The sequence below is a fragment of the candidate division KSB1 bacterium genome (assembly GCA_034505495.1).
Taxonomy (GTDB): domain Bacteria; phylum Zhuqueibacterota; class Zhuqueibacteria; order Residuimicrobiales; family Krinioviventaceae; genus Fontimicrobium_A.
On sequence record JAPDQV010000027.1, the window covers coordinates 1 to 21,379 of the forward strand.

Below are 21,379 nucleotides of genomic sequence, written 5' to 3' on the forward strand. Positions count from 1 at the left end.
TTGCGCATAAGATCACAAATTCTCATGTGATTTTCATATCGGTCTTTGTAAAGAGCCTCTCTCTGCAAAGGCGTCAGCTTGGTTCTCTTGTGAATGACCATGGGATTTCCTCCTTAATGGATTAGTTGTGCAACTGTAGCAAGTTAGGAAATCCCGATAACTTTAAACAACGCTAAATTAACTTACACGTTAAAGTATAAAATATTTTTCCAATCCATTACTTTTGGAATATACTTCGGCTCTTCATCTGTTGAATTCAATGTAATATTTACCAAATTAATTTAATTGTTTAATTTTAAGGAGGAGGTATGGGGCTGTTCAATTTCATCAAAGGTGTAGGAGCAAGCATTCTAGGGAAAGGCAAAGAGGCGGAAAACGTCAGACAACTGCTCGAATCGTCCTTAGGAGACAAAATTACCAATCTTCAGGTTACCTTTAAAGACGGTCTGGTGACGCTGGCGGGACAATGCGATTCACAGGCGACCAAAGAAAAGGCGGTGCTGCTTGCAGGTAATGTCAAAGGTGTTGAAAAAGTTAATGATGACTTGTTAACGGCGCCGGTCGAGAAAAAGGAAGAGGCGGAATTCTACACCATTCGCCCGGGAGATACGCTCTCCAAAATTGCCAAAACGTATTACGGAAATGCCAACAAATACCCCATAATTTTTGAAGCCAACCGAGAAGTCATCAAAGATCCCAATTTGATTTATCCCGGCCAAGTGATTCGAATTCCCAAACTTCCTTCCTAGTCGATGACTCGGTGAAAGCGATTATTACTCCAACACACGAGGCTTAAGCATGAGCGATCTCATTCAAGATTTTCTCAAATCCGTAGGGCCGTCTTTTTCGGCTCAGGCTGCTGCCGCTTTAAATCTCAACGCTTCTACGGTTGAAAAAATGCTGCCGCAGTTGGCGCCGTTAATTATCACCGGATTAAAGAAACAAAAAGATGAATTCGGCGGACCGGCGCGTATTGATCACATCATCAACAAGTACGGGAACGTTTCGGCGTTGGCCAACATCGGCAGTCTTTTCGCGGAAATGTCGAAACAAAAAGCCGACGCGACGTTGGGAGGCCTTTTGGGCAGTGCCGGAACAAAGGCCGCCGAAATTCTGGCAAAGCAATACAAAATCAAAACCGATCAAGTGGCCAAGCTGATTACTTTTCTTTCACCCGTACTGCTGGGGTATTTGGCCAAAGCGAGGGATACCGGCGCCGGACTCAACGGTATCGCTGCCTTACTCGACCGGAACGGCGACGGCTCCAATTTTGACGATGTGGCGGGATACTTGTTGGGCGGCTCCGGAAATAAAACCGTCGAAGCCGTCGGTACTCTATTGGGCGGTCTATTAAAAAAGAAAAAATAAAGGCGCTGTTTGCGGTTGAACTTTGCCTGGGAGAAACTATGCTTAAAGAATTCAAAGAATTTGCCATGCGCGGCAACGTTGTGGACATGGCCGTCGGCATCATCATCGGCGCTTCTTTCGGCTCCATCGTCTCTTCCTTGGTCAAGGACATCCTTATGCCCCCGATCGGCCTTTTGCTCGGCAAAGTCGATTTCAGCAACCTGTTCTTGGTTCTGAAGCAGGGCAGCGAGCCCGGACCGTATACCTCCCTGGCTGCCGCTCAGCAGGTGGGGGCCGTTACTTGGAACTATGGTTTATTCATCAATGCCGTAGTCAACTTTCTTATCGTGGCTTTTGCCGTCTTTTTGCTGATTCGCGGCTTGAATAAGCTGAAACGACAAGAAGCGGAAAAGCCCGCAGCTCCGCCGCCTCCAAGCCCTGAAGTTGTTTTGCTCACTGAAATTCGCGACTTGTTGAAAGGCCGATGAAAAAAATAAAAAGCCCGATCTTGGCAGTCGGGCTTTTTCGTTTTAAAAAGCAGGTAAAAGTTCGCCGTCCGAGTTTTTGAAAAACGGCGCCCAAACGAAATTGACCAAAAGAACAGTAATCTGCGTTTTGCTGGGACGAATGACGGTCGGTTTTAACGTCAGATCCGAACCGTCCGCCTTTGCCGGTAGGGCTTCTACTTTGCTTTGCAGCTCGCGCTGCAGTTCTGCCAGCTCGGCTGTCAATCGCTCCAGCTCTTCCTGGGCGCGCTGTACGTCTGCCGCCTCTTTGGCCGTTTTACCCGCATTGCGAAAGGCGGAACCGGCTCGCGACATGGTGGACAGGCTCATCTTTTTCCGCCCCATAAAAGCGCCCAGAACGGTAGCCCCAAATGAAATTGCCGTGCTGAGCTTTTGCTGGTCCGCCTGCGCCTTCTCACGCGCATAGCGTTCTTCTGCTCTGATCACTTTGTTCTGCAGCGCCTCGATTTTTTTCTCATATTCGCGGCGAATGGCTTCCACCTGTGCATCGCGCAGTTCCCGCGACTTGAGCGCCAAGCGGATGCGAAACTCCCTTTCGCTTTCCCCGGGCTCCGAGGTGATTTTCAATTCTTCGCATGTATAGAGGACAAGCTTTTCTTCTGTACCGAGATAGGCTACGAAGAGGTTTTGCCAAGCGGTATAGTTTTTGGCCGCTTTGGCCGCCTGAGGGACTTCTTCGTACTCTCCTTGGGAGGGCGGGGAGGAGGAGAGCTCCGCTTCCGTGCAAGGCGCTTCGACGCCGCGGCTCCAATCAACGGCAAGCGCACCGTCGCTGATCGGTGTAATCCGCCGTACCTCTTTGCTCAAATCGATGCCTTTCGTTTTGTCTATGAAACTCAACTTTGCGCTTCCCCATAAGTAAGGACAATATAAAAGAGTTCCTTTTTCGGGTACGAGTTTGCGAACGGGTAAATAGAGCGTACGGATTTCGCTTGGGAGAGACGGCTGCGGCGATAAAGCGCCGACTTTTGCCCGCGCCTTTTCGGCTGGTGCCGGGCTGGGCCGCGCGCTCGTCAGCGTTTTAATCTGCTCGCGCGTCAGAGGGCCGTAAAGATAGGACATCGCCCAACGGGAAGAAAACACGACCGGTCCTTTTTCATGTACGCTGTGCATGAGGAATTGGCGTTTGTTCAAGCCGGTAATGAGTTTTGACAGCTCGGAGCGGCTTAAAGCGTTTTCACCCGCGCTTAGGCTGCTCAGACCGTCGAGGATGCGATCGCGGTCGCGCTCAGTCTGCAGTCTGCCGATAAACCAGGTGCCGATGTTGGAAAGCGCCTTATAGTCGAGATCCACCGGATTCTGCGTAGCCAGGACCACGCCGATGCCGAAGGCGCGTCCCTGCTTGAGAAGAGTCAACAAGGGCTTTTTGCTTGGCGGCTCCCCGACCGGCGGCAGATAGCCGAACAGCTCGTCGAAATAAAGGATCATGCGCAGAGATGGAGTGCCGGGTTGCATGCGCATCCAGCCGACCAGTTGATTGAGCAGAAGCGAAACGAAAAACATACGTTCCTGGTCGGACAGATGGGCGATGTAAAAAATGGAGCAGCAGGGTTTGCCGGAGGGGGAATAGAGCAATGTTTCGGGCGAGAGGTCGGCGCCCTCCAGCCAGGCGCTGAAGCCGGGTGCGGCAAGAAAGTTGTTGAGCATCATAGCCAAAGCAAAACGGTCTTTGGGAGGGAAAAAAGAGTCCACGTCAAAAACGCCGATCTGCTTAACCGGCGGCGTCTGGACGCTTTGGATCAGGCGCGCCAGATCGAGGTCTTGACCGGCGGTCCAGAAATGGCGGAGGATCGTCGACAGCAGGATGTGTTCGCGGCTTTTGATCGGATCCGCATCAATTCCCAGCAGTCCGAGCAGGCTGCCGACGGTCGAAGCGACCCGTTCGTTCAGGGCGTCATCGTCCTGCAGGACAACCGACGGCGGAGCAGCGAAGGATTTCAAGATGGAAACCTGCATTCCGGCGGTGCTTCCGGGCGTATAAATGTTAAAGTCTGCTTTTTGGCGCATCATGGCAATGCGTTCGCCGCTTTGTCCCCAGCTCTGCAGGCCCTGACGCCATTGCTCGGCCAGTTTCGTCGCGTATTCGGAAGGCGTCATGTTTTTGGCAGCAGCCTCGCTCTCATTGACCCAAGGAAGAAAGTCTTTCGGTTCTAGGTTCGGAAAAGTCAGCAACAGATTGGTCATATCCCCTTTCGGATCGATTATAATCGACGGAACGCCGTCAATGGCAGCCTCCTCGAGCAAGGAAATGCACAAGCCGGTTTTGCCGCTTCCCGTCATGCCGATGCAGACCGCATGGGTTGTCAGATCTTTCGAATCGTACAAAAGAAGTTGATCCAAGAGCTCCTTGCTGTTCGGGTCCAAAAGCTTTCCGAGGTAGAATGCGCCTAATTTTTCGAAATTTTCCATTTTTGCCTCCGAAAATACCAAATATACGCTGATGGAAAAATCATCATCAATTTGTAAAGTTATTCACAAAAATCAAGCTGATTTTCAACTATCTGCTTGATCGTAATTGGGAGAGAGGCTATATTTCGATGTCATTATGCCTATATGCGGCAGCAGAGGATAATTGCATCAATGGACGGGCGTACAAGATCTCTCCCGCAAGGGGTAATCGGGCTGTTTATTTTTCTCTTTTCGTTGACGGCGGCCTTCAAGACGGCCGATTGGAGCTTTTTCGAGTTTCTGCATCTCAAGAGCGTCAATGCTTTTTTTCGTGTTCGCGGCGCCTTGGCGGAGGCAGACTCGTCGATCGCGCTTGTTCTCATCGACGACCGGACTCTGCAGCAGCTGCCTCATCCGTGGCCGTTTCCCGGCTCGTATTACGCGCGGATTGTCCGCAATCTGACGCGCGCCGAAGCGAAGCTCATCATTTTCGACCTCGAATTCATCGAGACCAACGCTGCGCGTCCTGAAGAAGATTTCGAATTTGCCGAGGCGATTCATGAGTCGCAGCGCACCATCCTCGCCGGAAAAATCGTCTACGAAATGAGCAAACGCGGACGCCCCAAGGGTTATCTGCTGCGGCCCAATCCCTGGCTCGAAGAGGTGGCCGCTGGCTGGGGTCTTATGAATCGTGTGGAGGACTCGGACGGCTTTGTTCGTCGATATCCGCTCTTTGAACAAGTCGACGGCCGTGTCTATTATCCTTTGGCCGTGTCAGCCGTTCAGCTGCTGGAAAAGCCGATCATCCCGGAGGAGGCCAACCGACGCGGAGGCGAGTTTATTTTAGGCAAATATCGTATTCCCAAAGCGTCGGAAAACACCATGCTGATCAATTTTGCCGGTCCCCCCGGTAAAAGCTATCCGACCTTTTCCTTCCTGCAGTTGTTGGATGATTCAAGCCTTTTTCGCCCTACAGATGATTTCGCGACTTTTGAAGAGATTTTACAGCATAAAAAATTGGCAGGAAAGATAGTTTTTGTCGGTGCCTCGGCCTCCCTTATCGGCCAAAATCGCCGCGTGCCTTTAGTGGGGGATCCTGAGGGATACTATGAAATGTCCGACGCGGAAGTTCATGCCCATGCTTTGAGTACCATCCGGCGGGAGACGTTCATAAAACCGGCCGATCCCTTTATGCAGGCGGTCATATCGATTGCCTTTGTCTTGGCCGTGTTGTGGTTTTCCTTCGGTCAAAAGCCGGCGGCCGGGTTAACGGCTATTGTGTTGCTTTTTATTCTCATGCAGGTTTTGGCGTTGTTTATCTTTATCCGCAAGGGGCTGCTGCTGAACTTGACGCAGCCGACCATCGGCGCCGTTTTCGCTTATTTATCCATCGTCATCTATAAATGGCGGAAAAGGCGTAGCGAGCGGCTGCAGATTCAGACTTTATACAGCCGAAGAATATCACCGGAAGTGGTGGAAAGACTCAGGCGATACGGACAGTTCACGGAAAAAGGCTTGCAGAGTTCCCCCACAACGCTGCTTTGCGGCAAGATCGTCTTCGATTCGGCCGAATTCGCATCGAACGAACCCGCGATCCGCAATGAAATCGAAGACTTTTTCAAGAGCGCAGCCCGTTTGACGCTGCGGCGCGAGGGAAGTCTTGAATACGTATTCGGCAGCAACTTTGTCTCTGCTTTCGGCATTCCGCTCAAAGCGGCCGATCATGCCGACCGAGGGTTCGCGGCAATGACGGAAATCCTTCAGAGCTGCCTGAAACGGTATGAAAAAATACAAGATGCCTGGAGGCCGAAGGTAATCTTGGCGCTTCACTCGGGCGAAATGATGCTGGCGGATCTCGAAAGCTCGGACATGCCCGATTATCGTCTGGTCGGTAACGGTGCTGATGTTGTCGTCAATCTTGCCTCAGCCAATTTGCTTTACGGCACTTCGGTGTTGATCAGCGAAAGCGTGCTTGCGGAAATGCATGCCAAACCTGTCGTGCGCGAAATCGATTGGGTTCGTTATGACTCGCAGCTGTTTAGACTCTACGAGCTGATTACCGAGGATGAATCAACGGATCGGGCCGAGCTTTTAGTGGATGAGTTTGCAGAAGGGCTGGCGCTTTACCGTAGTCGTTCCTGGGCAGAAGCGTTAAAGATTTTTCAGCGCATTCTGCGCCGTTATCCTGATGATGGGCCGTCACGGCTTTATCTTGTGCGGTGTCTGGATTGTCTCGAGCATCCGCCGGCAGATGATTGGGAGGGAATCTTTTGTCTTAACGAAAAACGGCCGCTCGTACGAACGGCCGTTAAAAAATAAGGGTTATCGGCTTACGCTATAATCGTTGCAGCCACGACTGTGCTTTAGGCACGTATTCGCTGTCGGGATATTGGGCAATTAACTGCTCGAAATAGGTGCGCGCCTTTTCGCGCTGCCCCATACGGTGATAGCAACGCCCAAGCATCAACGTTGCGTCGTCTTTTTTATAGCTCTCAGGATAATTAAAAACCTGCAGAAAAGCATCGGCTGCAGCACTAAAGTTCCGCTTGCCGAAATAGCACTCTCCGACCCAGTAGATGCAGTTGCTCGCTAAAGGATGGCTGGGATAGCTGTTACGCAGCATGGTAAAGATCTCGATCGCGCGGTCGTAATTGCGGTTGCCAAAGTTGCGCAGAGCTTCCTGATAGCTTGCATTAAAGTCCACTGTAGAGGTGCGGGCTTGGGCGAGTTCGCGCTGCAGCTCGGCAATGCGGGCTTCACGAAGTTGGATTTCAGATTTGAGAGAGTTGATCTCGCTTTCCCTTTGATTGATGAGCGCCTGCAGTTCCCTCAGTCTTTGCTGCAGCTGTTCGATGGTCATATCTTGCGTTGTGGCCGGCCGTGAGGGTGTCGCCGCAGGTGCTGGAGTCCGCCGGGGTTCCGGTTCTACGCCCAAACTACGCAAAATTTCCGCCGTTTCCTCGTCGATTTCAGGCTCCGCTTCGGGCTGGACCTGGGTGGTCGGCGTCGTTTCGGCAATCCACTCTTCTTTTTTCTCTTTCTTTTCTCCGGTGTAAAAGACGACTCCGACACGACTGTTGAAATAACCGTCCTTGGCTTTACCATATTCGCTGAATCCGTCCAAATCATCGGTGTTGGTAAAGCGATAATCGGCCATAGCCGTCAACGCGGTTCTGGGATTGATATAATAATCGAATCCGCCTCCGAACATGTAGGCCATATCCCAGAACGGTTTTCCCTCTATTGCCGGGTCGCCTATTGCCCACGGTTTTTCACGATGGTAGGTAAAGTTGATTGCTCCAAGGCCCGCCGTGGCATAAGGACGAAAAACGCCCGAAGAAAGGAGATAAAGGTTCGCTTTAAGATCGGCATTGAATACATTCGTGGTAAACGTGCGTTTGCTAAAGCCGTCGCTCAGCTGGCCGTAACCAACCCCAAGCGCGAGATTAAAACGATTGCTGAAGGGATAACGCAGTTGGCCTTCACCGGCAAGTGTGTAACCGGTATGGAGCACATCGCAATAAGGTTTCTGCAGCCCCAGATTGAAACCGATGCCCAAAGCCGGAGGCGTCTCCTGCGCCAGACTGGTTGCAGAAACGAGTAGAACAGCGGCAAGCAGCGCGCTATAGAGTTTCATAAGCTTCTCCTCAAATGCAATCGCAGCTTAAAAGCTTATCTTAAAAATCTAATTAACTCTGCAAGAGCTGATGGAATTGGGAGATGACCTCTTTGGGCAGAACGGATTCTATCCTGACTTTACGGCCGCTGTTCTGATTGTAGGCTTCGAGCAATGCCGCCACATCCTTCAACAGCTTTTCGATGGTTTCGCCGGATTTTTTCTCCTCCACGGCTTCTCTTAATTCCAGCAGCCGATCTCCCAATCTTTCAAAATAGTACTCACTCAACGCCGAACTTATTACGGCGCGTACTTGGAGGTCGATTTCCTCCTTGCGTACGAGAATGTTTCGTATCGTATCCTTGACTTGATAGATTTTCAGCTCTTTTTTAAGCGAGGCGTCGACGCCCATATATAAAAGAAGCGACGGGCTTTTTTTATAATAATCAGTTTTTGGAGCGATTTCCTGAAGGATATAACGTTCGATTACTTTTTTTTCCTCACTCGTAACTTTGCGATGGCTCGCATAACGCAGCGAGTTGACGTCCGCTGCATAGGTTATTTTGGGAAAATAAAACAGATCGTCCATAATAAACCTTTCGACTCTTGATGGTGCTATTTTACCTTCCCAAAAATATAACAAGATTTGTGCCGGCCTTTGCAAATTTCTACAACGAAAACAACCGCATGCGGACGATCATTTCACTAAATTTCGTTTTTAGCAGCCTTTTAATGAATTCTTTTACACCTGCCCCGCTCGGCTCGGCTTGACAGCATTTTCTGTCTCGAAAAACGACAAAAAAACGAGACGTGTGTTATATTTCGGAACAATGAATGTCGAATGCAAAATAATATAAAAATTCAGAATATGTCAAGCTTTTTCCGCTGCTTTTTATTGCAATTCCTGAAGGTTCGCCTTTTAGCTTGCTTTTTTATTGGGCGGTCCTTATTTTGCGCCGTCTGCATCGTTGACGACAATGGATCTTTTCGATTTCTTCGGCGGCGACCCGCCAACGATGACAGCAACTTGAAGTCGCATTGCTGGTTCGCTTTTCCTCGGCAGATAAAGATGGATGACCATCAACGGGAAGGCGTTTATGTCTCCGGTTGTGTCAACGATTGAGACCAAATGCAGACGATGTTACTCCTGTATCCGCCAATGTCCGGCCAAGGCCATCAAATTCGAGAAAGGTCAAGCCAGAGTTCTCGCCGAGCGCTGCATTGCCTGCGGCAATTGCATTCAGGTTTGCCCGCAACATGCCAAACGCATTCGCGACGGGACCGAAAAGGTGAAGGAGTTATTGCGCGGTTCCGCTCCGGTTTTTGCCGTGGTTGCACCCTCCATCGCCGCGGCATTTGACGACGTCTCGCCGCTGCAAATTGTTACTGCCCTGCGGCGACTTGGTTTTCAGGAAGTATGGGAAGTGGCGTTCGGCGCCGATCTTGTTGTCGAAGCCTATCGACAGATTTTTATCTCCAACGGCGCCTCCAAATGGATTTCATCGCCTTGTCCCGCCTTGGTTGTCTATATCGAAAAATACCGTCCTTCCTTAATCCCTTTCCTTGTACCGATTGTTTCGCCCATGATCGCCGTAGGTCGAGCCGTCAAACAAAAGTACTGCCCCGAGGCGGCCGTGGTGTTCATCGGCCCGTGCATCGCGAAAAAGAAAGAGATGGAAGACCCCGATCTTGTCGGAACTATCGATGAGGTACTCACCTATGATGAATTGGATTCGCTTTTTCGTGAAAACGGCATTGATGCCGCTTCGATGGCCGAAACGACTTTCGACGGACCGGTTGCCGATCTCGGGCGCGCTTTTCCGGTTTCCGCCGGATTGCTCAAATGTCTCGGCAAGACGCCCGATTGTCTGGAAACTGAGCTGGTTGTCTGTGAAGGAAGAGATCGGGTCATTGAGGTTCTTTCCTTTGCTGAAAACCAAGATGCTCATCCCCGTTTTTATGACCTGCTGTTCTGTCGCGGCTGCATCAACGGTCCGGTAATGAACACAGAGGAGCCGCTTTATCGGCGACTTGAAAGGCTGGCCGAATATATTCGGAACCATACGAGCGCGGAAAGGAAGGCCAAGGCGAAGCGGGATAGACAGAGTTACGCCGATGTCGATCTTGGCCGCCGTTTTAGCGTGTGCTGCATCGCCGAGGTGCAGCCGACTGAGGAACAGATTCGCGAGGTGCTCCGCCTGACGGGTAAATTGCGGCCTGAAGATGAACTGAATTGCGGCGCCTGCGGTTATCCCAGCTGCCGAGAAAAAGCCGCTGCCGTGGTGCAGGGGTTGGCCGAGGCGGAGATGTGCCTGCCGTATATGCTGGAGCGAACCGAACAGATCCAACGCCGTTTGGCTTCTTCGAATCGGCGCCTCAAAAAGTCTTTAGAGTCTCTCAAAGCGGCTCAAGAACAGCTGCTGCAGTCGGCAAAGCTGGCCTCAGTGGGCAAGCTTGCTGCCGGTGTGGCGCATGAGCTCAACAATCCATTGGGCGGCATTCTGCTTTATGCTAATATTTTGCTCAAAAAACTGGAAGACCACCCCTCAGCTGTTGAAATTAAGCAGATTGCCGCCGAAGCGGAACGGTGTCGGCATATTGTGCAGGGTTTGCTGGAATTTTCGCGGCAGGCGGGGCTCCATTGTCAAGCTGTGTCGATCCAAGAAATCATCGAAAGCACGCTCAAGCTGATCAACGAACAGGCTATTTTTCGCAACATCGAAATCAAAAAGTTCTATAATGAGCATCTGCCTCCGGTTTATGCGGATCGATTGCAGATTCAGCAGGTGCTGCTCAATCTTTTCGTCAACGCTGCCGAAGCGATGAACAGCAAAGGCGTCCTGACGATTGCGGTTCGTGAAGATAAGCCGGCAAAGCGCGTCTACGTATCGGTTCAAGACACCGGTACCGGCATGAGCAAAAAGGTACAGGAAAAGATTTTCGATCCTTTCTTCACCACCAAGCCGGTCGGCAAGGGTACGGGACTGGGCTTGGCGATCGTCTACGGCATTATCAAGCGCCATCATGGCGATATTCGTGTTGAAAGTCGAATCGGCAAGGGAAGCACCTTCACCTTCTATCTGCCGACGGCCGACTCGCCCGTTGCGGCAGGGGTTGCTGAAAAAAGGCTTTAGTATTCCTAAAAAAGTTTGTAAGTTTTGATTCAGTGAAACGACAGGTGGATCATGGCGAAAAGAGTCCTTTTGGTCGATGACGACGCCGATTTTTTAGAAATCCATAAAACGATTTTGGAATCGGGCGGTTATGAAGTGGATACGGCGGCGACGGGGCAGGAGGCTTTGGAAAAAATTCGCAGCCGCCGATATGATCTGCTGATTGCCGATTTGATTATGGAAGAGCTGGATGCCGGTTTTTCGCTGGTGTATGCGGTTCGCGAGGAGGAAAAAACGCGAGACTTGCCGATCCTCATGTTGACCTCGGCGGAGGAAAGGACCGGCTTTCGCTTTCAGCTGGATAAAGACAAGGAATGGATGAAGGTGGATGATTTTGCCGCCAAACCTCTTTCGCCGGCAGAATTGCTTAAACGCGCGGCAAAATTGACCGAGAATCGATAGGATAAAGAACGTGCCGAAGATACTGATCGTCGACGACGAGCAGGTGATCCGCTCCGGCTGTCGACAGATTTTAGAGATGAATGGTTATCAGGCGGAGGAAGCGGCCGACGGCCGCGAAGGCCTGCGGAAGCTTGCCGCCGAAGAGTACGACGTCGTTTTGACGGACATCCTGATGCCGGAAATGGACGGCATGCAGCTTTTGGAAGAGGCTTCCAAGCTGGGCAAGGATGTCGTGTTCATCGTCATAACCGGCTACGCGACTCTTGAGAGCGCCATCAACGCCGGGCGCCGCGGCGCATTTGACTATCTGCCGAAGCCCTTTAACGCCGACGAGCTGATCGCCAAGGTGGAACGGGCCCTCGAGCATCGCAATAACCTTATTGAGCTCCGTCGTCTGCGCGAGGAGCGGGACCGCAATCTTTTGGAATGCAGCAACGAGCGGGCGCGCACTCTGACCATCATCAATTCGATGAGCGAAGGTGTCGTCGCCGTCAACCGTAAGCGGCAGATCGTCCTCATCAATCCGGCCGCCGCCAAACTGCTCCGGTTCGATGATAAGCATGTGATCGGCATGCTTATTGAGGACACAATTCAAAATCCCGAGCTGCGCGAAATCATTTGTCAGAGCCTTGAGAACGTTGCCAAGACGCAGAGCTTTAAACGTCTCGAATTTACGACCTCATGGAACCGCACCTTGGAGGCCGGCATTACGCCGATCAGCGACGAAAAAGGGGAGGCAATCGGTGCGGTTGCGGTTTTGAGCGACGTGACTGAGGAGAAAAAGATCGAAAAGATCAAATCCGATTTCGTCAGTTATGTAGCGCATGAGCTCAAAGCGCCTTTGGGCGCTATTGAAGGTTATTTGAATTTGATCATCGAAGGAATCACAGCCGGCAATCCTGAAAAAGAGCGGGAGATGATACTCAAATCCCGCGATCGAGCGCGGGGACTCATTGCTTTGATCAACGATTTGCTTGATTTGTCGCGCATCGACCGCAAGCGCGCGCTCAAGGAAATGGGGCCGGTTGATCTTAAGGATCTGCTGCAGGAAACCCTGGATTTTTACCGTCTGCGGGCTGAAAACAAGTCGCTGCGGCTCGGATTTGCTGCGGAGGCCGATCTGCCGCCCATCCGCGGCAATCGGGAGGATCTCTCGCGCCTGTTCGCAAACCTGATCAGCAATGCCATCAAGTACACGCCGGACGGCGGCGAAGTCAAGGTGGATCTGCGTCGCACGAACGATCATGTGTGCGTTTCGGTATCGGATACCGGCATCGGCATCTCTGAAGAGGCACAGAAGTACATCTTCGATGAGTTTTATCGTGCGCCCAACGCGCTGGCTAAAAAGATTACCGGCACCGGCTTGGGGCTGGCAATCGCAAAAAAAATTGCCGAGGATCACCACGGCAACATTCGTGTGGAAAGTCGGGAAAATGCCGGATCGACGTTTCGGGTCTTTTTACCGGTACTGGATCGTTATGCCGCTCCCCTTGCAAATTCGGGTCACGCATGAAGGAGTTGAGAATGTTGGTCAAAGAGGTCGTGGAAAAGTTGGGTTTGTCCGTCTTTAGCGGCGAGGAGGCGTTGGAAAAGCCGGTCACCGGCGGCGTCGTTTCGGACATTTTGAGCGACGTCATGGCGCAAGCACATAAAGGGGAGCTTTGGGTAACCAACCAAACGCACGAAAACGTCTTGGCAATTGTCTTTTTCAAGGGACTGGCAGGGGTTATCCTGCCCGGGGGGCATCGTCTCGATGACGACGCGGCCAAAAAGGCCCTTGAAAAGCATATCCCCGTTTTTCTTACCGATCTTTCGACGTTCGAAGTGGTCGGCAGACTCTACGAGCTCGGCGTCGGGAGAATGTAATATTCCTCACAATTTACCGCAAAAAAGCAAAAAAATTTACAAAAACTGAAAAAAAGTCTTGACATCTTGCACTTGTTTTGTTAATATTGCCACGAGCAGCACGATAAAAGCAGTTTATGCTTAAGATAATGTTGAATCAAAATACATAATGGAAAGCCAGGATCGCATAAAAAGGCTGTTGAGTTACAGAAATTTGTTGACTCAACTGCAAAATTTGGGATTCGTGAAGGTTTTTTCCGACAATATTGCCGACAGCCTGGGGTTATCCGCCAGTTTGGTGCGCAAGGACTTTGCCGTATTCGGGATTTCCGGCACCCAAAAGGGCGGTTACGAGGTGGCGACGATCCTGGAAAAGATCAATTCCATTTTGGGCAAGGATCGGGTGCATAAAGTGATCATTGTCGGCGTCGGGCGATTGGGGAGAGCGCTTTTGCTGTACAGTCAAGGGTTCGCCGACGAGGGTATCCGAATCGTTGCCGGGTTCGACATCGATCCGGAAAAGTTCGATCCGAATGCGGAAGTACCGATTCTGCCGCTCAGCAAGATGTCGGAATTTATCCGCGCCGAAGCGGTGAAATTTGCCATTGTCACGGTTCCCGATGCGGCAGCCCGGCAGGTCATTGATCTGCTGAAAGCCGAACACGTCCAAGGCATTTTGAACTTTACTTCTCTAAAAGTAAAGAGCACGGAAGAGACGATCATCAGTCAAGTGAATATTGAACATGAACTAGCGCGCCTGATCTATACCGTAAACAGCCGAAACATCCAACAGTAGTATGGTAGTCCGGTAGTCCGATCTCGATCAACCGACTATACCACGCCTCTCCCACGGAAATCTGATTGCACCTGCGGCCTCAGGTTCGCATCAACACTGGGAGCAGAAAATGGTTGTTAAAGCTGTCGATTTTCTGGCGTTTCTGAAGAAAGCGGCGGAAACTCGGCTTGGGGGGATCGAGCAGGTGTTCGTTCCTGCTGCCGCTTCATGGAATCCTTCCTCCGGCACTTACTTTACCCGCCTTTCACCGAACAGCAGGCCTGTGCTGGATTCCTTCCGTTCCATCGATCCCGTCAAAATCCTTTATTACTTAACGCGCGAGCGTCTCACCGACGGTCGACCGGCAGTAGGAAAACGTCTAATCGTCGGCGTAAAGGGATGCGATCTTTCGGCGCTTCTTTTGCTGGATCAGGCCCTGCTGCACGGCGACTTTGTGGATCCAGCCTATGCCGAGTGGCGGGCATGCAGCTTGATCATCGCTGCAGACTGCCGAGACATTGCCGAAACCTGCCATTGTACTTTGGCGGGCGGCGTTCCATGGGCCGAGCGGGGATACGATGTCAATCTCGCCCAGGCGGACGATGTTTATCTCTTAACCGCCGCCACCGAAGCAGGCAAGGAATTTCTCGCGGCGCTTGCAAAAGAGGTGGAAACAAAGCCGGATGATGAGCAAGCCGCTCGGCGAGTCGACGAACAGCGGCAAGCGATCCTGCGTCGTCTAAATGAGCAGAATCGGCCTTTTGCCCGCGCGGGCCGCTATTTGGAATACCGCAAACCGACCAAGGATGTCTGGCGGCAAGCCTCCGTCTCCTGCATCGGTTGCGGCGCCTGCACACACATTTGTCCCACCTGCTACTGCCTTATCCTCAACGATGAAAGTCGAGACGGTCTTTTTATCAAGGAGCGTTCCTACGATTCCTGCCAATGGAACGGCTATGCGCGGGTCGCCGGCGGCGGCACGCCGCGGCCGAAAATGACCGATCGATTCCGCAATCGATACCTGTGCAAATTTGATTATATGCAGCACAATTTCGGACGACTCGGCTGCACCGGCTGTGGTCGCTGTACCGAAGCGTGCGCCGGAAAGATCGATTTCCGCCAAGTCGTCAAAAGTGTTGAAGACGCCGTTCAAGCTGCGTAAGCCAAATTGGAGAGTAAACCTATGGCTGCCGTTGCATCTCCCGTTGTGACGTTCGATCTGAAAAAAAATCCCTATGCGGTGATTCCTGCCGAAATCATTCAGGTCATCGAAGAATCGCCCTTGATCCGCACGCTGCGGCTCAAACCGGCGCGTCCGATTCCTTTTCATACCGGTCAGTTCATCGAATTAACTATTCCAGGCATCGGCGAAGGGCCTTTCACGCCTTCTTCCTCGCATTTCGTCTCGGATATCCTCGATGTGACGATCATGAAGACCGGTTTTGTGACCGAATACGTCCATCGCGCCAAGGTCGGAGACATCGTCGGGCTGCGCGGCCCGTTCGGTTCACGTTATCCGATCGAAAAATTCGAAGGCAAGGATGTACTGATCCTCGGCGGCGGCTGCGGGCTGGCGCCGTTGCGGTCACTTTTCCTCACTCTCCTGCACGAGTCGCACAAATACAAAAGCATTACCTTTTTGGCAGGCGCCAAATCGCCCAAGGACTGCATCTACAAAGACGAGGCGACAGAGTGGCGCAAGCATCCCAACGTCACGTTTCGCAGGACGGTGGACGCGGTGCCGCCGGGAGAAAGCTGGGAGGAGCAGGTCGGCGTGGCGACGGTGCTGCTCAAGGACATTACCATCGATCCGACCGACAATCCGGCAGTGGTCTGCGGCCCGCCGATCATGATGAAGTACGGTACGCTCGAGCTGCTCAAGTACGGCTACAAGGAAGAGAACATCTACCTGTCGATGGAAAAAAAGATGTACTGCGGTTTCGGTCAATGCCGCCATTGTGTCATGGGTAAATATTACGCCTGCAAGGACGGGCCGGTCTTTACCTATGCCCAGATCAAAGACGAGGAGGACATTTGGGAATGAAGCGGCTCTTTATCGACATTCCGGCGCTGTTGGCGAGCGGCGCGGCGGTGAATCAAATACAGTGCGAATACATGTATCACCGCAAAAACGACGGCGCATTGAACCTGCTCGAAGTGGCCGAGTTCGCCTCCTATTGTCGACGCTGTGAAGATGCCTTCTGCATCGCCGCCTGTCCCAAGGATGCGTTGGAACGCCTGGAGACCGGCGTCCTCAAACGGTGGAACATGCGCTGCGTCGGCTGTAAAAGTTGCGCCTTGGCCTGTCCCTTCGGCACGATTTTTATCGAAGTGATGAACTATATCAGCTCGAAATGCGACTTGTGTCTGAATCAGTTGGCCGATGATCCCGATTATCAGCCGCTGTGCGTGCGCACGGCGCCTGCCGGATGCTTTCAAATGGCCGAAGTCGCCGAAGAGCCGGCGCGATACGTCTTTTTTGTCGGCGAGCACCTGGCGGTCAAAAGTCCGAGCTGGCTGGTCAAGGAGGGCAAGCTATGAAGCCGGAATATCTGCTGTTTCTGCTGATCTTTCCCGGCCTGTTGTTTTCCGGAGTCGTCGGATTGCTCGTCGGTTGGGTCGACCGAAAAGTTAGCGCTCGTTTTCAATTCCGCGTCGGACCGCCGCTATGGCAGAATTTTAACGATTTTTTCAAACTGCTGGGCAAAGAAGTGATTATTCCCAGGGAGGCGGCCGGAAGTCTTTTTATTTCCGCGCCGTTTCTAGCCTTTGCCGCAACGGTGATGGTTTCGGCGATGATCGGCACCGCCCTATTTTTCCAGAAAGGCCTTGCGGGCGACCTGATCGTTGTACTTTACCTGATGATGGTGTTTTCCGTGATGGTCATTCTCGGCGGCGGCGCTTCCGGCAACGTCTATTCGGGGGTCGGTGCGGCAAGGGAAATCAAACTGCTATTGGCGGATGAGCTCGTCTTTCTTCTGGTCATGCTCGTGCCGATCATCAAGTCCGGTTATCAGCTTCGCCTGGATGCTTTGGCGGCAGCGCAGCAGGAGGGAGCGTTTCTGGCCTCGCCCTCAGGGATCATCGCCTTTATTCTCGGTATTCTCTGCGTCCAGGCCAAGATGACCTTGCCGCCGTTCAGCATACCGGAAGCCGAGACCGAAATCGTCGAAGGGCCGCTGATGGAGTACAGCGGGCCGCTGCTCGGTTTTTGGAAACTTACCCAAGCCATGATGTGGGTCTTTTTCCCCTTCCTGCTCATTCTCCTCTTTTGGGGCGGCTTTTCGTACAGAGGTTTGGGCATTTTGTGGTTTTTGTTGAAATACCTTTTCATTGTCGTGGTGATGATCATTATCAAGAACACGAATCCGCGCGTCCGCATCGACACGGCTCTTCACTTTTTCTGGAAAATTGCCGCGCCGTTGGCCCTGATTGCCGTCATTCTTGCCGTCATAGGAGCCTAATTATGGGATGGTACAACAAACGTTTGGCCAAGTCGATTTGGGTGTTTCACGTCAGCGCTTCGCCGTGCAACAATTGCGACATCGAAATTCTCGATCTCTTGACGCCGGCGTACGATCTGGAGCGTTTCGGCATCAAGCTGGTCGGCTCGGTGCGCCACGCCGACGTGCTGCTGGTTTCCGGCATCATCAACCAGAAAGTGGCACCGAAGGTCAAAAAGCTGTATGAACAGGCGCCGAAGCCCTGTTTTGTGGTCGGCATCGGCACCTGCCCTTCTTCGGGGTGCTGCTTTAAGGACAGCTATAACAAGACGGAAAAGTTTCAGGAGGTCATACCCATCGACCTGTACATTCCGGGCTGTCCGCCCAAGCCGGAGAACATGATTGAGGGCATCATGAAATTGGTGGAGGTGCTCAATGGCTGAGGTTCCTGATTTTTTTCAGGCAATGGCCGGCAAAATCGGCAGAACGATCCATAAAAAACGGCGCCATTATTTCGAAGTGCAGAACGAGAACCTCCATGAGGTGGTGACCTATTTATTCAAGACCATGGGCTGCCGACTGAGCACGGCAACGGCGACCGAGGTCTATCGCGGTATAGAGGTGCTTTATCATTTCTCACACGATCCGACCGGCACCTACTATTGTCCGCGCGTCTTGATGACCGACCGCGAAAAGCCGCAAATGAACTCGATTACGCCGATCGTGCCGGGCGCCGAGTGGATCGAGCGCGAGATGAGCGAGCTGTTGGGCATCGAATTCATCGGCCACCCGAAAAAAGTGCCGCTGCTGTCGCGCAACAATCCCGATTTCCCTGACAAACCGCTGCGCATACGGAGGACGACATGAGTCAAACCGGTCAAATCCCCGTCGGGCCTTTCCATCCGCTGCTCGAAGAAGCGGAGTACTTTAACATCGTCGTGGACGGCGAAACGGTCATCGATATCGAACTCGACATCGGCTGGATGCACCGCGGCCACGAGTTCATTTCCGAGCAGAAGACTTTTACGCAATCGATCTATTTGGTGGAACGCATCTGCGGTATCTGCTCCACTTCTCATCCCTTGGCCTGTGTGCATGCCATCGAGGACATCGACAATATCGAGATACCGGAGCGGGCCGCCTATATCCGCACGCTGATCGGCGAATTGGAGCGCATTCACAGTCACCTGTTATGGTTCGGCTTGGCGGGGCATTTCATCGGCTACGATACGGTGTGGATGTGGATGTGGAAGTATCGCGAGCCGGTTCTGCAGCTGTTCGAGATCATTTCCGGCAACCGCAACCATTACGGCATGATGCGTGTCGGCGGAGTGGCCAAAGATGTTGATCCGGCGCGGATTCCGGAAATGATGAATGTGCTCGACATGATCGATGAAAAAATGCAGATGCTGGCCAAAGTGGCGAATGACGATCCGGTGCTGCGTTCGCGACTCAAGGGCGTCGGCGTGCTTAAACACGAAGATGCGGTGGCGCTTTGCGCCGTGGGGCCGACCGCCCGCGCTTCCGGCGTGGACATCGACGTGCGGCGTGACGACCCAACCGACGCCTATGGATTGGTCGACTTTAACGTTCCGGTTCTCCACAACGGAGATGTGTACGACAAATTCGTCATTCGCGTGCTGGAAACGCTCGAATCGACCAAGATCTGCAGACAATGCCTCGAGAAACTCAAAAAGGTTCCCGGACCGATTCTCAACAACGTCAAAGAAATCGGCGAGGGAGAGGGGATTGGTCGATATGAAGCGCCGCGCGGCGAAGTTTTCCACTATATTCGCAGCGACGGCAGCAATCGACCCGTGCGCCATAAGGTGCGGGCGCCCAGCTATGTCAATATCCCGACATACGTCGCTTCGTGCAAGGGAATTCCGCTGGCGGATGCGCTCATCACGCTTGCTTCGGTCGATCCGTGCTATTGCTGCACCGAACGCTCGCTCAAGGTGGTCGATAAGAATCGTGATCCTTTTACGGTCGATCTGCTCAAGCTTTCCCGCGAAAAGACGGAAGCCATAAGGAGACAAATCCATGGCCGGTAATCCTCTTCTTGTTCTTGTGTTTCTGCCGATAATCGCCGCCCTTTTAATGCTTGCCATGCCGGCAACGATGCGCAAAGGCCTAGCTGTCGTTGTGACGGCTTATCTGCTTTGGCTTGCCTGGCAGGTGCACGGTGCTTGCGGACAGGCTGCTTCGATTGCCGGAATACCGATTTTTGCGACCGACGCCCTGGCGGGTTTTACGCTCTTTTTCATGCAGTTGCTTGCCTTTATCATTCTGATCTTTGCGCTGCAGGGCGTTGATGCAACTGTCGAAAAGCCCTTCTTTTTCTGGTTCATGATGACCCTTTCCTTTTGCAACGGTGCGGTGGTCAGCGATCATGTTTGGAGCTTTTTGACCTTTTGGGGGCTGGCCGGTGCGGCCTTGTTTGCAGTGGCGCTGCTCGGCAGGACGCCGGAAACGCCGCAGACTGCTAAAAAGACGTTCATCGTCATCGGCGGAAGCGACGCGTTTCTGTTGCTCGGATTGGCGCTTATGCTGAAAATCAGGCCCGAAACCAACGGTACTCTGTCCGCCTTCCATGCGCCGCTTGTCGGCGGCAGCGCGGTGGTCGCCTTCATTATGCTTTTGATCGCCGCTTTTGCCAAGGCGGGAGGATTTCCGCTGCACACTTGGGTGCCGGATTTCAGCAAAGATGCGCCGGTCGAAGGCGCGGCTTTGTTGCCGGCTTCGTTGGACAAGCTGCTCGGCATTTATCTGTTGGCGCGGGCCATGACCTGCTATTTTTCGACCGGAGTGGTCGTCAATCTGATCGTCATCACGCTCGGGGCCTTGACGGTAATCACCGCTGTCATGATGGCCATGCATCAATACAACGGGCGCAGGCTGCTGGGTTATCATGCCGTCAGTCAGGTCGGTTACATGATCATGGGCGTCGGCAGCGGCAGCGGACTCGCGTTTGCAGGAGGCCTGTTCCACCTGGTCAACCATACAATTTACAAATCCAATCTTTTCTTGTCGTTGGGAGCGGTTGAAAAACAAACCGGAACGAACGAATTGGATGAACTGGGCGGCATTTCCCATGTCATGCCCTTTACCTTCCTGGCTGCGTTGGTCGGGTCCATGTCCATTTCCGGTATTCCGCCGTTCAACGGCTTTTTTTCCAAATGGATGATCTATCAAGGGTTGTTCGAAAAAACGGCGGCTCTTCCGCGCGGACTGCAGATTTGGCTGCTGCTCTGTATTGTGGCCGCCATGTTCGGGAGCGCACTTACCCTCGCCAGCTTTTTGAAATTCATCTATTCCATTTTCCTTGGCCGACGCGATGCCAAGTTCGCCCAGGTTAAGGATGCCCCTTGGAATCAAAAAGCGGCGATGGTGCTGCTCAGTCTGCTTTGCATCTTTTTCGGACTCTTTGCCTGGGCAGTTCCCCTGCGCGGTTTTATTGTGCCGGCGGTGGCTGGAGCCGGCTTTTCTCTCGAATGGCTCGGCGATTACCACCCCTTACGATTCCTGGGCCTTTTCCTGGTGATTTTTGCCATGGGATTTGCTCTTTTTTGGGCGATTCGTCGTGTGCGGTATGATGATCTTTACCTCGGCGGCATGTCGCCCGAAGCGCGGTTTCGGTTCATCGGCACCGCTTTTTACAAAGAAATCCGCGAGATGACGCCGCTGAAGCAGATCTATCAGGCGGCGGAAAACAAGTGGTTCGATGTTTACGACCTCGGCAGCAAGGCCGTGCTGGCCGTAGCCGGTTGGACGCAAAAAGCACATCCGGGGTGGCTGCCGCTGTATGTTTTGATGATCATCGCCGGGTTGCTGGCGTTGCTGATCCTGCTGTGAAACGGAGG

General features: G+C 52.6%; 20 protein-coding genes. 17 read left to right on the forward strand and 3 right to left on the reverse strand.

What is annotated here, in order from left to right:
• Nucleotides 1-308: 308 nt before the first annotated feature.
• Genes lysM through mscL form a run of 3 tightly spaced genes read left to right on the forward strand, consistent with a single transcriptional unit; the run spans nucleotide 309 to nucleotide 1,835 of the window.
• Complete coding sequence (gene lysM / locus ONB24_10710) at nucleotides 309-749, forward strand: peptidoglycan-binding protein LysM (GenBank protein ID MDZ7316585.1); 441 nt, start codon at nucleotides 309-311, stop codon at nucleotides 747-749.
• Between the two features lie 49 nt (nucleotides 750-798).
• On the forward strand, nucleotides 799-1,368 hold the full coding sequence (locus ONB24_10715) for a DUF937 domain-containing protein (protein ID MDZ7316586.1): 570 nt from the start codon (nucleotides 799-801) through the stop codon (nucleotides 1,366-1,368).
• A gap of 38 nt (nucleotides 1,369-1,406) precedes the next feature.
• Complete coding sequence (gene mscL / locus ONB24_10720; protein MDZ7316587.1) at nucleotides 1,407-1,835, forward strand: large-conductance mechanosensitive channel protein MscL; 429 nt, start codon at nucleotides 1,407-1,409, stop codon at nucleotides 1,833-1,835.
• 42 nt (nucleotides 1,836-1,877) lie between these two features.
• Here mscL and ONB24_10725 read toward each other — a convergent pair whose 3' ends face one another.
• Nucleotides 1,878-4,283 carry a type IV secretion system DNA-binding domain-containing protein gene (locus tag ONB24_10725; GenBank protein ID MDZ7316588.1) on the reverse strand — a complete coding sequence of 802 codons (2,406 nt, stop codon included), beginning with the start codon at nucleotides 4,281-4,283 and terminating at the stop codon, nucleotides 1,878-1,880.
• A 171-nt stretch (nucleotides 4,284-4,454) separates the two neighbouring features.
• Between ONB24_10725 and ONB24_10730 the strand changes: the two genes are divergently transcribed.
• The gene (locus ONB24_10730; GenBank protein MDZ7316589.1) at nucleotides 4,455-6,581 is read left to right on the forward strand and encodes a CHASE2 domain-containing protein; all 2,127 of its coding nucleotides are present in this window, start codon (nucleotides 4,455-4,457) and stop codon (nucleotides 6,579-6,581) included.
• A gap of 16 nt (nucleotides 6,582-6,597) precedes the next feature.
• Here the strand turns inward: ONB24_10730 and ybgF are convergent, their stop codons facing one another.
• Nucleotides 6,598-7,899 carry a tol-pal system protein YbgF gene (gene ybgF / locus ONB24_10735; protein MDZ7316590.1) on the reverse strand — a complete coding sequence of 434 codons (1,302 nt, stop codon included), beginning with the start codon at nucleotides 7,897-7,899 and terminating at the stop codon, nucleotides 6,598-6,600.
• A gap of 52 nt (nucleotides 7,900-7,951) precedes the next feature.
• Nucleotides 7,952-8,467 carry a hypothetical protein gene (locus tag ONB24_10740; protein ID MDZ7316591.1) on the reverse strand — a complete coding sequence of 172 codons (516 nt, stop codon included), beginning with the start codon at nucleotides 8,465-8,467 and terminating at the stop codon, nucleotides 7,952-7,954.
• Nucleotides 8,468-8,975: 508 nt separating this feature from the next.
• Between ONB24_10740 and ONB24_10745 the strand changes: the two genes are divergently transcribed.
• The 13 genes from ONB24_10745 (at nucleotide 8,976) to ONB24_10805 (ending at nucleotide 21,371) form a co-directional block, all read left to right on the forward strand.
• Nucleotides 8,976-11,012 carry an ATP-binding protein gene (locus ONB24_10745; protein MDZ7316592.1) on the forward strand — a complete coding sequence of 679 codons (2,037 nt, stop codon included), beginning with the start codon at nucleotides 8,976-8,978 and terminating at the stop codon, nucleotides 11,010-11,012.
• A gap of 51 nt (nucleotides 11,013-11,063) precedes the next feature.
• Complete coding sequence (locus ONB24_10750) at nucleotides 11,064-11,453, forward strand: response regulator (protein ID MDZ7316593.1); 390 nt, start codon at nucleotides 11,064-11,066, stop codon at nucleotides 11,451-11,453.
• A 10-nt stretch (nucleotides 11,454-11,463) separates the two neighbouring features.
• Nucleotides 11,464-12,966, forward strand: a complete 1,503-nt coding sequence (locus tag ONB24_10755) for a response regulator (GenBank protein ID MDZ7316594.1) — start codon at nucleotides 11,464-11,466, stop codon at nucleotides 12,964-12,966.
• An 11-nt stretch (nucleotides 12,967-12,977) separates the two neighbouring features.
• Nucleotides 12,978-13,319: a DRTGG domain-containing protein gene (locus ONB24_10760; GenBank protein ID MDZ7316595.1), complete on the forward strand. Its 342-nt coding sequence runs from the start codon at nucleotides 12,978-12,980 to the stop codon at nucleotides 13,317-13,319.
• Between the two features lie 148 nt (nucleotides 13,320-13,467).
• Complete coding sequence (locus tag ONB24_10765) at nucleotides 13,468-14,094, forward strand: redox-sensing transcriptional repressor Rex (protein MDZ7316596.1); 627 nt, start codon at nucleotides 13,468-13,470, stop codon at nucleotides 14,092-14,094.
• 109 nt (nucleotides 14,095-14,203) lie between these two features.
• The gene (locus ONB24_10770; protein MDZ7316597.1) at nucleotides 14,204-15,235 is read left to right on the forward strand and encodes a 4Fe-4S dicluster domain-containing protein; all 1,032 of its coding nucleotides are present in this window, start codon (nucleotides 14,204-14,206) and stop codon (nucleotides 15,233-15,235) included.
• Between the two features lie 21 nt (nucleotides 15,236-15,256).
• Complete coding sequence (locus ONB24_10775) at nucleotides 15,257-16,117, forward strand: FAD/NAD(P)-binding protein (GenBank protein ID MDZ7316598.1); 861 nt, start codon at nucleotides 15,257-15,259, stop codon at nucleotides 16,115-16,117.
• Nucleotides 16,114-16,614: a 4Fe-4S binding protein gene (locus tag ONB24_10780; GenBank protein MDZ7316599.1), complete on the forward strand. Its 501-nt coding sequence runs from the start codon at nucleotides 16,114-16,116 to the stop codon at nucleotides 16,612-16,614. The genes ONB24_10775 and ONB24_10780 overlap by 4 nt, the downstream gene beginning before the upstream one ends.
• On the forward strand, nucleotides 16,611-17,537 hold the full coding sequence (locus tag ONB24_10785; protein ID MDZ7316600.1) for an NADH-quinone oxidoreductase subunit H: 927 nt from the start codon (nucleotides 16,611-16,613) through the stop codon (nucleotides 17,535-17,537). The genes ONB24_10780 and ONB24_10785 overlap by 4 nt, the downstream gene beginning before the upstream one ends.
• Nucleotides 17,538-17,539: 2 nt before the next feature.
• Nucleotides 17,540-17,959, forward strand: a complete 420-nt coding sequence (nuoB, locus tag ONB24_10790; GenBank protein MDZ7316601.1) for an NADH-quinone oxidoreductase subunit NuoB — start codon at nucleotides 17,540-17,542, stop codon at nucleotides 17,957-17,959.
• Nucleotides 17,952-18,383, forward strand: a complete 432-nt coding sequence (locus ONB24_10795; GenBank protein ID MDZ7316602.1) for an NADH-quinone oxidoreductase subunit C — start codon at nucleotides 17,952-17,954, stop codon at nucleotides 18,381-18,383. The genes nuoB and ONB24_10795 overlap by 8 nt, the downstream gene beginning before the upstream one ends.
• A complete protein-coding gene (locus ONB24_10800) occupies nucleotides 18,380-19,570 on the forward strand; it encodes a nickel-dependent hydrogenase large subunit (GenBank protein ID MDZ7316603.1) in 1,191 nt (396 codons plus the stop codon). Before ONB24_10795 ends, ONB24_10800 begins: the two co-directional genes overlap by 4 nt.
• Nucleotides 19,560-21,371, forward strand: a complete 1,812-nt coding sequence (locus tag ONB24_10805; GenBank protein MDZ7316604.1) for a proton-conducting transporter membrane subunit — start codon at nucleotides 19,560-19,562, stop codon at nucleotides 21,369-21,371. Before ONB24_10800 ends, ONB24_10805 begins: the two co-directional genes overlap by 11 nt.
• Nucleotides 21,372-21,379: the final 8 nt, after the last annotated feature.

Coding starts and splice junctions, on each gene's coding strand:
- ONB24_10805 (MDZ7316604.1), top strand. CDS start 19,560: ATGGCCGGTAATCCTCTTCTTGTTCTTGTGTTTCTGCCGATAATCGCC.
- ONB24_10795 (MDZ7316602.1), top strand. CDS start 17,952: ATGGCTGAGGTTCCTGATTTTTTTCAGGCAATGGCCGGCAAAATCGGC.
- lysM (MDZ7316585.1), top strand. CDS start 309: ATGGGGCTGTTCAATTTCATCAAAGGTGTAGGAGCAAGCATTCTAGGG.
- ONB24_10775 (MDZ7316598.1), top strand. CDS start 15,257: ATGGCTGCCGTTGCATCTCCCGTTGTGACGTTCGATCTGAAAAAAAAT.
- ONB24_10800 (MDZ7316603.1), top strand. CDS start 18,380: ATGAGTCAAACCGGTCAAATCCCCGTCGGGCCTTTCCATCCGCTGCTC.
- ONB24_10780 (MDZ7316599.1), top strand. CDS start 16,114: ATGAAGCGGCTCTTTATCGACATTCCGGCGCTGTTGGCGAGCGGCGCG.
- ONB24_10760 (MDZ7316595.1), top strand. CDS start 12,978: ATGTTGGTCAAAGAGGTCGTGGAAAAGTTGGGTTTGTCCGTCTTTAGC.
- mscL (MDZ7316587.1), top strand. CDS start 1,407: ATGCTTAAAGAATTCAAAGAATTTGCCATGCGCGGCAACGTTGTGGAC.
- ONB24_10770 (MDZ7316597.1), top strand. CDS start 14,204: ATGGTTGTTAAAGCTGTCGATTTTCTGGCGTTTCTGAAGAAAGCGGCG.
- ONB24_10765 (MDZ7316596.1), top strand. CDS start 13,468: ATGGAAAGCCAGGATCGCATAAAAAGGCTGTTGAGTTACAGAAATTTG.
- ONB24_10730 (MDZ7316589.1), top strand. CDS start 4,455: ATGGACGGGCGTACAAGATCTCTCCCGCAAGGGGTAATCGGGCTGTTT.
- ONB24_10740 (MDZ7316591.1), bottom strand. CDS start 8,467: ATGGACGATCTGTTTTATTTTCCCAAAATAACCTATGCAGCGGACGTC.
- ONB24_10725 (MDZ7316588.1), bottom strand. CDS start 4,283: ATGGAAAATTTCGAAAAATTAGGCGCATTCTACCTCGGAAAGCTTTTG.
- ONB24_10745 (MDZ7316592.1), top strand. CDS start 8,976: ATGTCTCCGGTTGTGTCAACGATTGAGACCAAATGCAGACGATGTTAC.
- ONB24_10715 (MDZ7316586.1), top strand. CDS start 799: ATGAGCGATCTCATTCAAGATTTTCTCAAATCCGTAGGGCCGTCTTTT.
- ONB24_10785 (MDZ7316600.1), top strand. CDS start 16,611: ATGAAGCCGGAATATCTGCTGTTTCTGCTGATCTTTCCCGGCCTGTTG.
- ybgF (MDZ7316590.1), bottom strand. CDS start 7,899: ATGAAACTCTATAGCGCGCTGCTTGCCGCTGTTCTACTCGTTTCTGCA.
- ONB24_10750 (MDZ7316593.1), top strand. CDS start 11,064: ATGGCGAAAAGAGTCCTTTTGGTCGATGACGACGCCGATTTTTTAGAA.
- nuoB (MDZ7316601.1), top strand. CDS start 17,540: ATGGGATGGTACAACAAACGTTTGGCCAAGTCGATTTGGGTGTTTCAC.